12 protein-coding genes are annotated in these 13,339 nt (G+C 70.5%); 7 read left to right on the top strand and 5 right to left on the bottom strand.

Annotated features, from left to right (window positions below):
- Window positions 1-25: 25 nt before the first annotated feature.
- The 4 genes from ACZ4UU_RS09385 to ACZ4UU_RS09370 all read left to right on the top strand — a co-directional run bounded on the left by ACZ4UU_RS09385 (window position 26) and on the right by ACZ4UU_RS09370 (window position 3,972).
- Window positions 26-1,486: an aldehyde dehydrogenase family protein gene (locus tag ACZ4UU_RS09385; protein ID WP_468038056.1), complete on the top strand. Its 1,461-nt coding sequence runs from the start codon at window positions 26-28 to the stop codon at window positions 1,484-1,486.
- A 48-nt stretch (window positions 1,487-1,534) separates the two neighbouring features.
- Window positions 1,535-2,176 carry a PadR family transcriptional regulator gene (locus tag ACZ4UU_RS09380; protein ID WP_468038054.1) on the top strand — a complete coding sequence of 214 codons (642 nt, stop codon included), beginning with the start codon at window positions 1,535-1,537 and terminating at the stop codon, window positions 2,174-2,176.
- A gap of 72 nt (window positions 2,177-2,248) precedes the next feature.
- Entirely contained in the window at window positions 2,249-3,214 is a 966-nt protein-coding gene (locus ACZ4UU_RS09375; RefSeq protein WP_468038052.1) for an ATP-binding cassette domain-containing protein, read from the top strand.
- Between the two features lie 2 nt (window positions 3,215-3,216).
- The gene (locus tag ACZ4UU_RS09370; protein WP_468039159.1) at window positions 3,217-3,972 is read left to right on the top strand and encodes an ABC transporter permease; all 756 of its coding nucleotides are present in this window, start codon (window positions 3,217-3,219) and stop codon (window positions 3,970-3,972) included.
- A gap of 14 nt (window positions 3,973-3,986) precedes the next feature.
- On the opposite strand, the gene ACZ4UU_RS09365 is transcribed toward ACZ4UU_RS09370, so the two are convergent.
- Together ACZ4UU_RS09365 and ACZ4UU_RS09360 are read right to left on the bottom strand one after the other, a co-directional pair.
- Window positions 3,987-5,399, bottom strand: coding sequence for a glutamate decarboxylase (locus tag ACZ4UU_RS09365; protein ID WP_468038050.1), 1,413 nt, complete (start codon window positions 5,397-5,399; stop codon window positions 3,987-3,989).
- A gap of 57 nt (window positions 5,400-5,456) precedes the next feature.
- Window positions 5,457-6,734, bottom strand: coding sequence for an ion channel protein (locus tag ACZ4UU_RS09360; RefSeq protein WP_468038048.1), 1,278 nt, complete (start codon window positions 6,732-6,734; stop codon window positions 5,457-5,459).
- Window positions 6,735-6,845: 111 nt separating this feature from the next.
- On the opposite strand from ACZ4UU_RS09360, the gene ACZ4UU_RS09355 reads away from it, so the two are divergent.
- A complete protein-coding gene (locus ACZ4UU_RS09355; protein WP_468038046.1) occupies window positions 6,846-7,607 on the top strand; it encodes a MerR family transcriptional regulator in 762 nt (253 codons plus the stop codon).
- A 52-nt stretch (window positions 7,608-7,659) separates the two neighbouring features.
- On the opposite strand, the gene ACZ4UU_RS09350 is transcribed toward ACZ4UU_RS09355, so the two are convergent.
- A complete protein-coding gene (locus ACZ4UU_RS09350) occupies window positions 7,660-8,025 on the bottom strand; it encodes a YbjQ family protein (protein WP_468038044.1) in 366 nt (121 codons plus the stop codon).
- 135 nt (window positions 8,026-8,160) lie between these two features.
- On the opposite strand from ACZ4UU_RS09350, the gene ACZ4UU_RS09345 reads away from it, so the two are divergent.
- On the top strand, window positions 8,161-9,078 hold the full coding sequence (locus ACZ4UU_RS09345; protein ID WP_468038042.1) for a DedA family protein: 918 nt from the start codon (window positions 8,161-8,163) through the stop codon (window positions 9,076-9,078).
- A gap of 36 nt (window positions 9,079-9,114) precedes the next feature.
- Here the strand turns inward: ACZ4UU_RS09345 and ACZ4UU_RS09340 are convergent, their stop codons facing one another.
- Window positions 9,115-10,746 (bottom strand): threonine/serine exporter family protein, encoded by a 1,632-nt coding sequence (locus tag ACZ4UU_RS09340; protein ID WP_468038040.1) that lies wholly within the window; start codon window positions 10,744-10,746, stop codon window positions 9,115-9,117.
- A gap of 141 nt (window positions 10,747-10,887) precedes the next feature.
- Window positions 10,888-11,379, bottom strand: coding sequence for an inorganic diphosphatase (locus ACZ4UU_RS09335; protein ID WP_217207198.1), 492 nt, complete (start codon window positions 11,377-11,379; stop codon window positions 10,888-10,890).
- 79 nt (window positions 11,380-11,458) lie between these two features.
- Between ACZ4UU_RS09335 and dacB the strand changes: the two genes are divergently transcribed.
- A complete protein-coding gene (gene dacB, locus ACZ4UU_RS09330) occupies window positions 11,459-13,084 on the top strand; it encodes a D-alanyl-D-alanine carboxypeptidase/D-alanyl-D-alanine endopeptidase (protein WP_468038037.1) in 1,626 nt (541 codons plus the stop codon).
- The last annotated feature ends 255 nt before the right edge of the window (window positions 13,085-13,339 follow it).

Here is a 13,339-nt window from a genome sequence, read left to right as displayed (position 1 = left end):
TGTCCGCTAGGGATTGAGGGATCACATGTCGTCCTACTTCACCGACCTGGCTCAGCAGTACATCGACGGTGAGTGGCGCCCGGGCTCAGGTTCCTGGGACATCATCGACTTCAACCCGTACGACGGCGAGAAGCTGGCGTCGATCACCATAGCCACGGTCGACGAGGTCGACGACGCCTACCGGGCGGCCGCCCGTGCGCAGAAGCAGTGGGGCGCCACCAACCCGTATGCCCGCCGTGCCGTCTTCGAGAAGGCGCTGCGCCTGATAGAGGACCGCGAGCAGGAGATCACCGAGGCGATCATCGCCGAGCTCGGCGGCACCAGGCTGAAGGCGGCCTTCGAGCTCCACCTCGCCAAGGAGTTCCTGCGCGAGGCGGTCCATCTGTCGCTGCGCCCCGAGGGCAAGATCATCCCGTCCCCGACGGACGGCAAGGAGAACCGCGTCTATCGCGTCCCGGTCGGCGTCGTGGGCGTCATCAGCCCCTTCAACTTCCCCTTCCTCCTCTCGATCAAGTCGGTCGCCCCGGCTCTCGCGCTGGGCAACGGCGTGGTCCTCAAGCCGCACCAGAACACCCCGGTCTGCGGCGGCACCCTGGTCGCGAAGATCTTCGAGGACGCGGGCCTCCCGGCCGGCCTGCTGAACGTCGTCGTCACGGACATCGCGGAGATCGGCGACGCCTTCATCGAGCACCCGGTCCCGAAGGTCATCTCCTTCACCGGCTCCGACAAGGTCGGTCGCCATGTCGCCACCGTCTGCGCCTCCCTCTTCAAGCGCTCGGTCCTCGAACTCGGCGGCAACAGCGCGCTCGTGGTCCTCGACGACGCCGACATCGACTACGCGGTCGACGCGGCGGTATTCAGCCGCTACGTCCACCAGGGCCAGGTCTGCATGGCCGCGAACCGGGTCCTCGTGGACCGCTCGGTGGCGGACGAGTTCACGGAGAAGTTCGTCGCCAAGGTGCGGACCCTCAAGGCGGGCGACCCGCGCGACCCCGAGACCGTCATCGGCCCGGTGATCAACTCCTCGCAGGCGGACGCCCTTTCGGCCACGGTGGAGCAGGCCATCGCCGAGGGCGCTACCGCCCTGGTGCGCGGCACGACGACGGACAACCTGGTCGAGCCCTCGGTCCTCACCGGCGTCCCCGCCGGCTCCCCCCTGCTCCAGCAGGAGGTCTTCGGCCCGGTCGCCTTCCTCATCCCGTTCGACGGCGAGGAGGAGGCCGTACGTCTCGTGAACGACACCCCGTACGGCCTGAGCGGCGCCGTCCACACGGGGAACGTCGAGCGCGGCGTGAACTTCGCCAAGCAGATCGACACCGGCATGTTCCATGTGAACGACGGGACGGTCCACGACGAGCCGATCGTCCCCTTCGGCGGGGAGAAGCACTCCGGCCTCGGCCGCCTGAACGGCGAGACGATGCTGGACTCGTTCACGACGATCAAGTGGATCTCGGTGCAGCACGGCCGGAGCGGGTTCCCGTTCTGAGGCTTCCTGGCCGCTCCCGCCACGAACCCAGGTCATAACCTGGACCGCATGTCAGCGATCCGTCTCCTCGTGCTCGGCGCGGTCCGTATGCACGGCCGCGCCCACGGCTACCAGGTGCGCAACGACCTGGAGTACTGGGGTGCGCACGAGTGGTCCAACGCCAAGCCCGGCTCGATCTACCACGCGCTCAAGCAGATGGCGAAGCAGGGCCTGCTGCACGCGCACGAGATCGCGCCGTCCACGGCCGGCGGCCCCCCGCGTACGGAGTACGAACTCACGGACGCGGGCACCGAGGAGTACTTCACGCTGCTGCGCGACGCGCTGGTCACGTACGACCAGCGCGGAGACGTGAAGACGGCGGCCCTCGGCTTCATGGTCGACCTGCCGAGGGCCGAGGCCGTGACGCTGCTGAAGGAGCGGACCCGGCGGATCGAGGAGTGGCGGGCCTCCGTCGTGGCCCACTACGTGCCCGAGGACGGCCCCGGGCAGCTCGGTCACATCGGCGAGATCATGAACATGTGGGTCCACACGGCGGACTCCGAGCGGGACTGGACCAGCGGGCTGATCGAACGGCTCGAAGGGGGCGCCTACACCTTCGCCGACGAGGGGGACCCGTTCGTCGGCGTGCTGGCCGAGGGTGCGGAGAACCCGTACGCGACGGGGGAATCCCATCCCGGGGATGCCCTCTAATCAAGTTTGACCAATCCCAGGCCCTGGTCTACTTTGAGCTTGTAGTCAAGTTTGACTAGCGAGGGGGTCTCAGTGGCCGACGCGGCGATCACCGTCGAAAAGGCACGAAAGAAGTACGGCGGCAAAGCCGGAAAGAACGCACTGGACGGACTCGACCTCACGGTCGCGCGCGGCACCGTGCACGGAGTGCTCGGCCCGAACGGCGCGGGCAAGACGACCCTGGTCCGCGTCCTGTCCACCCTGCTGCGGCCGGACAGCGGCCGGGTCGAGGTGGCCGGACACGACGTGGTGCGCCAGGCGTACGAGGTGCGTCTGCGCATCGGACTGCTCGGCCAGCACGCGGCCGTGGACGAGGAATTGGGCGGCCGGCAGAACCTGGAGATGTTCGGCCGCCTCCACCACCTCGGCGCCCGCCACGCGCGCGTGCGCGCCGACGAACTGCTGGAGCGCTTCGGCCTGGCCGACACCGGCCGCAAGCCGGTCAGGCAGTACAGCGGCGGCATGCGCCGGCGGCTGGATCTGGCGGCGTCACTCATCACCGACCCGGAGGTGCTCTTCCTGGACGAACCCACCACCGGCCTCGACCCACGCGGCCGCACCGAGGTCTGGTCCGCGGTCCGCACCCTGGTCGGCGGCGGCACCACGGTCCTGCTCACCACCCAGTACCTGGAGGAAGCCGACCAGCTCGCCGACCGCATCTCGGTCGTCGACGCCGGCCGTGTGATCGCCGACGGCACGGCGGACCAGCTCAAGGCGCTGACCGGCGGCTCCCGCATCGACGTCGTCCTGCGCGACGCCGGACAGCTCGGCGCGGCCGTCGCCCTGCTGCCCGTACCGAAGGACGACGTCTCCGTCGACCCCGACCGGCGCCTGCTCAGTGCCCCGGTCACCGACCGGATGGCGGCGCTCTCCGGCGTCGTACGGGCCCTGGAGGCCGCCGGAATCGAGGCGGAGGACGTCGCACTGCGCCGACCGACGCTCGACGAGGTGTTCCTGCATCTCACGGGGGACGAGCACCGAGCGAAGGAGCCCGCATGAGCATGAGCGCCCACGCCCTGACCGACTCCTGGACCATGACCCGCCGCGAACTCGCCCACTGGGCACGGCAACCCGTGCAGGTCGTGGTCAACCTGGTCTTCCCCGTGATGCTGCTGCTGATGTTCGGCTACCTCGTCGGCGGCGGCCGGGGCGTCCAGGGCTCCTACGTCGACTATCTGCTGCCCGGCATGCTCGCGCTCACCATGGCCTTCGGCCTGGAGGGCACGATGATCGCGGTCACCCAGGACCTCAACAAGGGCGTCGTGGACCGCTTCCGGTCCATGCCCATGGCCAACGGGGCGGTCCTGGTGGGCCGTTCGGCCGCCGACATGCTCCAGTCGGCGCTCGCCCTGTTCGTCCTCATGGCCGTCGGACACGCGCTGGGCTGGCGGGCGGACGGCGGCCCGGGAGCCTTCCTGGGTGCCGTGGGCCTGCTCCTGCTCTTCCGCTTCGCCATGCTGTGGATCGGCATCCACCTGGCGCTGGTGGCCGGCAAGCCGGAGATGGTCCAGGCGGTGCAGATCCTGGTCTGGCCGGTCGGCTTCCTCTCCAACGCCCTCGCCCTGCCCGGCTCCATGCCCGGCTGGCTGGGCACGGTCGTCGAGTGGAACCCGATGTCCCAGACGGCGACGGCCGTACGGGACCTGTTCGGCGGCACGGCCGCGGACACCGTCGGGGCGGCGGTCATCTGGCCGCTGGTACTGCTCGCGGTCTTCTTCCCGCTGGCGGTACGACGGTTCGCCCGCCTCAGCCGCTAGCCACCGCCCACCCCCTAGTGGTGGAAGCCGGTGGCCGCCCCCTTGTCCCGGGTGAAGGGGTGCGGCTGCCGGCGCAGCTCCGGCAGCACCCGGCCCAGGTCCTCCAGGAACAGCTCGCCGAGATCGGCGGAGAAGCCGTTGCGGCAGACGACCCGCAGGACCGACAGGTCCTCCCGGTTCGCCGGGAAGGTGTAGGCCGGGACCAGCCAGCCGTTCTCCCGTAGTCGCCGCGAGACGTCGAAGACGTCGTAGGCCGTCACCTCAGGCCGGGTCGTGAAGGCGAACACCGGGAGCTGGTCGCCCCGGGTCAGCAGCCGGAAGTCGCCGAGGTCCGCCACGCGTTCGGCGATGCCCAGCGCGACCTCCCGGGTGGTCTGCTGCACGGCCCGGTAACCCTCGCGGCCGAGCCGCAGGAAGGTGTAGTACTGCGCGACCACCTGGGCGCCCGGCCGGGAGAAGTTCAGCGCGAAGGTCGGCATGTCGCCGCCCAGGTAGTTGACGCGGAAGACGAGTTCCTCGGGCAGGGACGCCCTGTCCCGCCACAGCGCCCAGCCGACTCCGGGGTAGACGAGTCCGTACTTGTGCCCGGAGGTGTTGATGGAGACCACCCTGGGCAGCCGGAAGTCCCAGACGAGATCCTCGTCCAGGAAGGGCGCGACCATCGCTCCGGACGCGCCGTCGACGTGCACCGGGACGTCGAGGCCGGTGCGCTCCCGCAGTTCGTCCAGGGCGGCGCACAGCTCCGCGATCGGTTCGTAGGAGCCGTCGAAGGTGGAGCCGAGGACACCGACGACGCCGATGGTGTTCTCGTCGCACAGGGCGGCCGCCGCCTGCGGATCGAGGTGGAAGCGGTCGCCCTCCATGGGGACCTGCCGGGCCTCGACCTCCCAGAAGTTGCAGAACTTGTCCCAGCAGACCTGGACGTTGACGCCCATGACCAGATTGGGGCGGACGTCGTGCGCGGGATAGCGGTCGGCGTTGCGCTGCGCCCAGCGCCGCTTGAGCGCCATCCCGGCGAGCATGCACGCCTCGCTCGACCCGGTCGTCGAGCACCCCACGGCCGTCGACGGATCGGGGGCGTTCCACAGGTCGGCGAGCATCGCCACGCAGCGGCGCTCCAACTCGGCGGTGCGCGGGTACTCGTCCTTGTCGATCATGTTCTTGTCCCGGCACTCGCTCATCAGAACCCCGGCCTGCGGCTCCATCCAGGTGGTGACGAACGTGGCGAGGTTGAGCCTTGAGTTGCCGTCCAGCATCAGCTCGTCGTGGACGAGCTGGTACGCCGTCGAGGGCGACATGGGAGCGTCCGGCAGCCGGTGTTCGGGCGGTGCCTCCGTCATGCCGCCGACCGGATTCGCCTCCCCGTAGAAGGGGTTGACGGCCAGCGGGCGCTCGTCGGGCCCCTCGGGGCCTTTGTGCAGCGGCATGGGCTCTTCTCCTGAGTCTTCCGAGTCTCCTGAACGGGTCAGCGGGGTCAGCGGGGGTCAGCGGACCGGGGTTCCGTCCTCGCGCAGCTGCATCTGGGGGCGTCCGGTCACCAGCAGCCAGGCCGGCAGCGAGGCCATGCACAGCAGGGCGATGATCGCCGGAGAGGCGACCAGCACGGCGGCCGTGAACAGGCTCACCCAGCCCTGCCGGGTGATGGCGAGGAGCACGCCCAGCACGCCCGCGGCGACACCGACGGCGGGGTGGACGCCGGGCACGAGCGCGTGGGCGCACAGCCCGAGGGCGGCGCCGACGAACACGGCCGGGAAGATCCGCCCGCCGCGGAAGCCGCAGGACGCGGCGACGAGCAGCGCGGCCAGCTTGACCACCGTCATCGTCGCGAACTCCCCGGCCGACCAGCCGTCGGGGTCGGCGGCGATCTCCCCGACCTCGTCCAGCCCCTTGAAGAGGGTGAGATGGCCGCCCAGCGCGCCGAGCAGACCCAGCACCAGCCCGCCCACCGGAAGCGCCACCATCGGGTGCCGCAGTCGCTTGAACGCGCCGTGGACGTACGGGAAGGCGCGGACGGCGCACATGCCGAGCAGCGCGGCGACGGACGCGATCACCATCGACGCCAGCAGATCCCCCCAGCCGGGCCGACCGAACGAGGGCAGGTGCAGGTCGAAGGTCGGACGGGCCAGCAGGGTCGTCGTCAACGACCCCGCGGCGGCGGCGACGAGCGGCGCGAAGACGTTGTCCCACAGCGCCCCCTTCAGCTGCCGCCCGGCCAGGGCCTCGGAGAGGAGCAGCGCCGCCGCCACGGGCGTACCGAACAGGGCGCCGATCGTCGCCGCCTCCGCCAGTGCCGCCCACACGCCGCCCGGCGCGCGGGGAAGCAGTCGCCGGCCCAGCCAGAAGGCGAGACTCACGTTCACGGCGATGATCGGGTTCTCAGGGCCGAGACTGGGCCCTCCCGCGAGCATCAGCGCGGTCGCCAGCAGCAGCCCCGGCAGCACGGCGAGCGGCAGCACGGGAGTGTCCAGCCCGGTCGTGGCCGGGTCGGGCCCGGCATGCCCCGGCACCTTCCACACCACCAGCCCCACGGCCACGCCGGTGGCCGTGAGCATGACGATCATCCAGAGCACGGAGTACCGGCCCACCCCCAGCGCGTCCGGCAGGTTCCGCCACAGCACACCCTGGAGCTCCTCGGCCGCCGCTTCCACCCCGAGAAGGAGCAGACTCGCGCCCACGCCCACCACGAGCGCGGGGAGGATCAGCGGCAGCAAGGTGCGGGCCGGGGTTGCCGGGGCGGGTAACTGCGCGGTGTCCTGGGCCACAGGCTCACGATAAGCGGGCAAAACGGGCGGTACATCCGGAAGGGAAACCGGCTTGCACCTCACGCCACGTGAGGACTCACCGTGGAGTGCGTAACACAGAAGGGAGCGGAAGTGAGCTACTCCGTGGGACAGGTCGCCGGATTCGCCGCGGTGACGGTGCGCACCCTGCACCACTACGACGACATCGGCCTGCTCGTACCCAGCGAGCGCAGCCACGCGGGCCACCGGCGCTACAGCGACGCCGACCTCGACCGGCTGCAGCAGATCCTGTTCTACCGCGAACTCGGCTTCCCGCTCGAGGAGGTCGCCGCCCTGCTCGACGACCCGGACGCGGACCCGCGCGCACATCTGCGCCGGCAGCACGAACTGCTGACCGCACGGATCGAGAAGCTGCAGAAGATGGCGGCGGCCGTGGAGCACGCCATGGAGGCACGCAAGATGGGGATCAATCTGACGCCGGAGGAGAAGTTCGAGGTGTTCGGGGACAAGGACCCCGAGCAGTACGCCGAGGAGGCGGAGCAGCGCTGGGGCGGCACCGAGGCGTACGCCGAGTCACAGCGCCGGGCCGCCCGCTACACCAAGGAGGACTGGAAACGCATCCAGGCCGAGGTCAACGACTGGGGCGAGCGCTACACGGCCCTGGTGGCCGCGGGCGAGCCGCCCACCGGCGAGCGGGCCATGGACATGGCCGAGGAACACCGCGGGCACATCGGCACGTGGTACTTCGAGTGCCCGTACGAGATGCACAAGGGTCTCGCCGAGATGTACGTCTCCGACGAGCGTTTCAAGGCGTACTACGACTCGATGCACGAGGGCCTCGCTGAACACCTCAGGGGGGCCATCCTCGCGAACGCGGCCCGACACGCCGCATAGCGCCCGGCCCGGGACCCCGTACGGGTTACTCCCGGGCCGGACCCCGTACGGGTTACTCCCGGGCCAGGACCACCGCCGTCCCGTAGGCACACACCTCGGTGCCCACGTCGGCCGCCTCGCTCACGTCGAAGCGGAAGGCCAGCACGCCGTTCGCGCCACGCGCGCGTGCCTGGTCCACGAGACGCTCCATGGCCTGGTTGCGGGTCTCCACGAGCGTCTTGGTGAGCCCCTTGAGCTCACCGCCGACCAGCGACTTCAGCCCGGCGCCGATCTGGCTGCCGACGTGCCGGGAGCGCACAGTCAGCCCGAAGACCTCGCCGACGACCTCTGTGACGCGGTGGCCGGGGACGTCGTTCGTGGTCACGACCAGAACGTCGGGCCGGGGTCCCTGACCGCCGCCGAACTCTTCGATGCCCATGAACCACAGCTTTGTCCCAGCCGGGGCACAGTGCATCCTGAGGGGGTCCATGGAACCTGGGCGGCCGGTGCAGCGTTGATAATTTGAGCAGCCAGCTTCAACCCCCCGCCCCCTCCCCGCAGGAGCCACGATCCCGTGACCACGCTTGCGCTCGGCCCCGAGTGGCTCAGCCCGGACTATCTGATCGAGACGTTCAGCCTGCCTGGCATCCTGCTGATCGTCTTCGCCGAGTCCGGCCTCTTCGCCTTCCTGCCCGGGGACTCCCTGCTGTTCACGGCGGGTCTGTTCGTGGCCCAGGGGCAGTACATCAGCCAGCCGCTGTGGCTGGTGTGCACCCTGATCGTGCTGGCCGCCGTCATCGGCGACCAGGTCGGCTACATGATCGGCAAGTTCTTCGGCCCGAAGATCTTCAACCGGCCGGGCTCCAAGCTCTTCAAACAGGAGAACCTGGACAAGGCCCACGAGTTCATGGAGAAGTACGGCCCCAAGGCGATCGTCCTCGCCCGCTTCGTGCCGATCGTGCGCACCTTCGCGCCCATCGTGGCCGGCGCCGGCCGCATGAGGTACGCCACGTTCCTCACGTACAACATCATCGGCGGCATCGCCTGGGGCATCGGCGTCACCCTCGCGGGCTACTGGCTCGGACAGATCGACTTCATCAACAAGAACGTCGAGGCGATCCTCGTCCTGATCGTCTTCGTCTCCGTGGTCCCGATCATCATCGAGTACCTGCGCGAGCGCGCCAAGAAGAAGCGGGCGGCGACCGAGACCCCGGCGGCCCCGGCGTCGGCCCAGCAGCACATGATGATGGACGACGCCACGACCCAACTCCGCCGCATCCCGTCCGACGACCAGCCCCAGCCCCAGCCCCAGCAGCAGTACGGCAACCAGGGCGGGCAGGGCAGCCAGCAGCAGTACGGCTACGACCAGCAGTACTACGACCAGCAGCCCCAGCAGCAGCCGTACGCCCAGCAATATCCCCAGGGCTACGGCGACCACCAGCAGTACAACGCCCAGCGAAACCAGCAGTACCCCTACAACGAGGGCTACTGAAACGCCCTTAGGAGTGCGGGGCCGGAAGGCAGGCGCTCAGAACCCCCGCGTCCGCTTGGCGGCCCGCCGCTTCTCCGGCGACCCGATCCGCAAGAACATCCGCGAGATCTCGGCCCCGAGGTTCACCCCAATAGCGATGGCCATGGCCAACGAAGCCGCCGTGGCCAACGACACCAGCCCCTTGTTCACATCGTTCTGCGCGATCGCCAACAGCCCGAAATACGTGGCCGAACCCGGCAACAGGGGCCCGATCGCCGCAGTGGTGTACGGCAACGCCGACGCGAACCGATACCGCGCCATCAACTGCCCGAACAAGCCCACCAATCCGGCCGCCACAGCCGTGGAGGCCACGGGCGAGAACTCACCGGCGTAGTGCATCGCGCCGTACACCACCCACGCGACACCTCCGTTGAGGGTCACGGCGGTCACGGTGGATCGATCCTGCTGGAGCAGCACCGCGAAGGTCAGCGACAGCAGCATCGACGCGGCGATCTGCCAGTACGGCCGGTCGGAGGCCCCCAGCGCCTCGTCCGGGGTGAGCTTGGCGCCGAGGTTGACGCCGAAGTACAGGATCACCAGCACGCCGACGACGATGCCGACGAAGAAGTACGTGACCTCCAGCAGCCGCGCGGAGGCGGTGATGTAGAACCCGGTCAGCCCGTCCTGCACACCCGCCACCAGCGCCCGCCCGGGCAGCAGCGCGAACAGTCCACCGGTGATCACCGCGGACGCCTTCACGTCGACGTGCGCCAGCGTCAGCGCGACGCCGATCGCGGCCGGCGGCATCGCGGCCACCGTGAACTGGTAGAACTCCGGCAGCCCGCGCCCCGCGCACAGCCACGCCAGCCGGTCGCCGAGCATCGCGCCCAGCGCGGCCGCGACGAACACGATCAGATCACCGCCGACCAGCACGGAGGCGGCGCCCGCGAGCAGCCCGCTCGCCGAGGTCAGCACCCAGGTCGGGTACGGGTGCCGGTTGCGGCGGATCTCCGCGAGCCGCCCGTAGGCCTCCTCCAGGGAGATATGGCTCTCCGGGTCGCTGAGGTCGTCTACGAGCTGGTACACGGCGGCCAGACGCGTGTAGTCGGTGCCGCGCCGCCGTACCGTGCGGGACGCCGAGACCGGGTCGTCCACCAGCGACGGCTGGTACGAGATCGACAGCAGCGTGAAGGTGACGTTCGGCTCGCAGCGGTCCAGGCCGTAGGACCGGCAGACCGCGAACATCGCCGCCTCGACGTCCTCCGCGCCCTCGCCGCCCGCCAGCAGCAGCTCGCCGATACGCAGGGTCAGGTCCAGCACGCGCGGGACGGCCGGACCCTCCTCCTCCGCCCTCGGCATCCGCTCCGGCGCGGGCCGCTCGGCCACCGGCATGCGCAGCATGGTGCGCATCCGGTCCTGCCAGGGCAGGTCCTTGGTCAGGCTGATCCGCGGTATGCCACCGGCGGGCGTGAAAGCGGGCGATGCGTCCTCGACGCTGTAGCCGCTCGGCGTGCTGAACGCCGACCCCTCGGGCTCCTGGACCGGCGGCTGTGGCACGCCCAGGCCCTGGGGGAGGGCGAACTCGGACGTGGTCTCCGACTCGCTGTCCCCCACCTCCACACCGGCGGGCGGGATGAACGCCATCCTCGCCTCGTCCGACTGCGGCTTGCGGTCCTCCGCGTCCGTCACGTGCGCAGCACTCCCTGTACGACACCTCCTGCCGCACTCAGTATGCGCACACACACGCGAACAGGCTGCACGCGCACGCGTGCAGCCTGTTCACATGGCTGAGAGCCGACGGCCGCTCAGGACCGTGGCCGGGAGCACGGCTCAGTGGCCGCCCTGCTCCTTGAAGCGCTTGTAGGACCGCTCGATCTCGATCTCGGCGTCCTGCCGGCCCACCCAGTTGGCGCCCTCGACGGACTTGCCGGGCTCCAGGTCCTTGTAGACCTCGAAGAAGTGCTGGATCTCCAGGCGGTCGAACTCGGAGACGTGGTGGATGTCACGCAGGTGCTCCACCCGCGGGTCCGTCGCCGGGACGCACAGCAGCTTGTCGTCGCCGCCGGCCTCGTCCGTCATCCGGAACATGCCGATCGCGCGGCACTTGATGAGGCAGCCCGGGAAGGTCGGCTCATCCAGGATGACCAGCGCGTCCAGCGGGTCGCCGTCCTCGCCGAGGGTGTTCTCGACGAAGCCGTAGTCGGTCGGGTAGGCGGTCGAGGTGAAGAGTCGACGGTCCAGGCGGATCCGACCGGTCTCGTGGTCCACCTCGTACTTGTTCCGCGAACCCTTCGGGATCTCGATCGTGACGTCGAACTCCACCGGTGGCTCCTCCATGATCAGCACATAGTTCTGGTGGTTAAGTGTCCCTCACGCAGGTGTGTGATCGCGAAAGGGGCTGGTGGTCGTGCCAGAGCTGAGGCCGTGGCGAGCCGCGAAACCGCATGTGACGCGGGTCGCGGGCGCCGTACGACCCCGTCTGGCACGGGCCGCGGAGGCAGTACGGCCACGTCTCGCACGCGCCGCGACGGCCGTGAAACCGCGGGTCGTACGGCTCGCGCGAGCCGCTTCCCCGCAGGTCGCGCGGACACGCAAGCCGAAGACCTGGCAGTACACCGCCGGTGCCGCCACCGCCGGACTGGCGCTGGCCGCCGGAGTGGTGACCGTCGCCGGCCCCTGGGACTCCAGCGGTCAGCGTACGGCCGAGCGGGACCGGGCGGCCGTCCAGGAGCGCACGGGTGGCGCAGATCACGGCCGTAATTCCGATACGTCCGATACGGCCGCCGACACGCCCCGTCCCGCCCCCAGCGCGGCCTCCGTCCTGCCCGGCCTGGGCGGCGGCGTCGGCACCGCCCAGGCCGCCCCGAGCGCCAAGGCCCTCGCCGGCCTCCTGGAACCGCTCCTGGACGATCCGGAGCTCGGTGACCGCAGGACGGCGGCGGTCGTCGACGTGGCCACCGGCAAGCGGCTCTACGGCGAGGCCGCCGACGAGCCCCTCACCCCCGCCTCCACGACGAAGATCGCCACCGCCGTGGCCGTGCTCACCGCACTGGGCCCCGACCACCGCCTGACCACCCGCACGGTCCTGGAACCCGACACCAAGGAACTCGTCCTGGTCGGCGGCGGCGACCCCACGCTGACCGCACGCAAGGACGCCGACGGCTGGGCGAGCCTGCGCGACCTCGCCGACCGCACGGCCGAGTCCCTGAAGAAACGGGACGTACGCGAGGTCACCTTTTCGTACGACAAGACGCTCTACGCCGGCCCCGAACTGCACCCCATCGGCGTCAACGGCAACCTGGCCCCGGTCAGCGCCCTCATGGTCGACGAGGCCCGTACGAACGACTCCACCAGCGGGCCGGTGAGGCGCGTGGAGGATCCGGCCAAGGACGCGGCGACCCAGTTCGCGGCGCTCCTCGCGGACCGCGGGGTCAAGACCACGGCGCCGGGCCCGTCGAAGGCGACCAACCGGGCCCAGTCGCTGGCCGAGGTCACCTCACCGCCGATGTCCGCCCTGGTGGAGCGGATGCTCACCAACAGCGACAACGACATCGCCGAGCACCTCGCCCGCCAGACCGCCGTGGCGAGCGGCGCGCGCGCCGACTTCGACGGCGCGGGCAAGGCGATCGAGGACCGGCTGAAGAAGCTCGGGCTGCCGGTGACGGGAGCCGATTTCAAGGACGGCAGCGGCCTCGACCGCGACGACAAACTCACCGCGGACCTGCTCACGGCCCTCCTCGCCAAGGCGGCCGACCCGGCCCACCCCGAACTCCGCCCGGTCCTGACCGGCCTCCCCGTCGCCGGCTTCACCGGCACCCTGACCACCCGCTACACAGACGGCGCGGCCGGCGTCGTCCGAGCGAAAACCGGCACCCTGAACGGCGTGAACTCCCTGGCCGGCACAGTCGTCGACCAGGACGGCCACCTCCTCGCCTTCGCCTTCCTGTCCACCGGCGCCAACACGGAAGCGGCCCGAGCGGCCCTCGACAGAACGGCAACGGCCCTGGCGTCCTGCGGCTGCGCCTAGCGGCCCCCGCCCGCCGGCCGTCGTCCACCCCCGCCGTCCGGCTCCGACCCCCGCCGTCCGCCCACGCCCCTGCTGCCGTCAGCCGTCAGCCGTCAGCTCTCAGCCGTCCGCCCACGCCCCCTGCTGCCGCCAGCCGCCGCCTGCCGCCACCCGCCCACGCCCCCTGCCGCCGTCCACCGCGCGCCCCCGCTGCCGTCCCCCGCCGCGGGCAGTCGTTCCGCACGGCGGAACGGGTGGGCACGGCCTGCGGCCCCG

It is taken from the genome of Streptomyces sp. NPDC028907, from assembly GCF_055564995.1.
The sequence above is the reverse complement of the archived record's forward strand: the minus strand, read 5'-3'. Positions and strand labels throughout refer to the sequence as shown.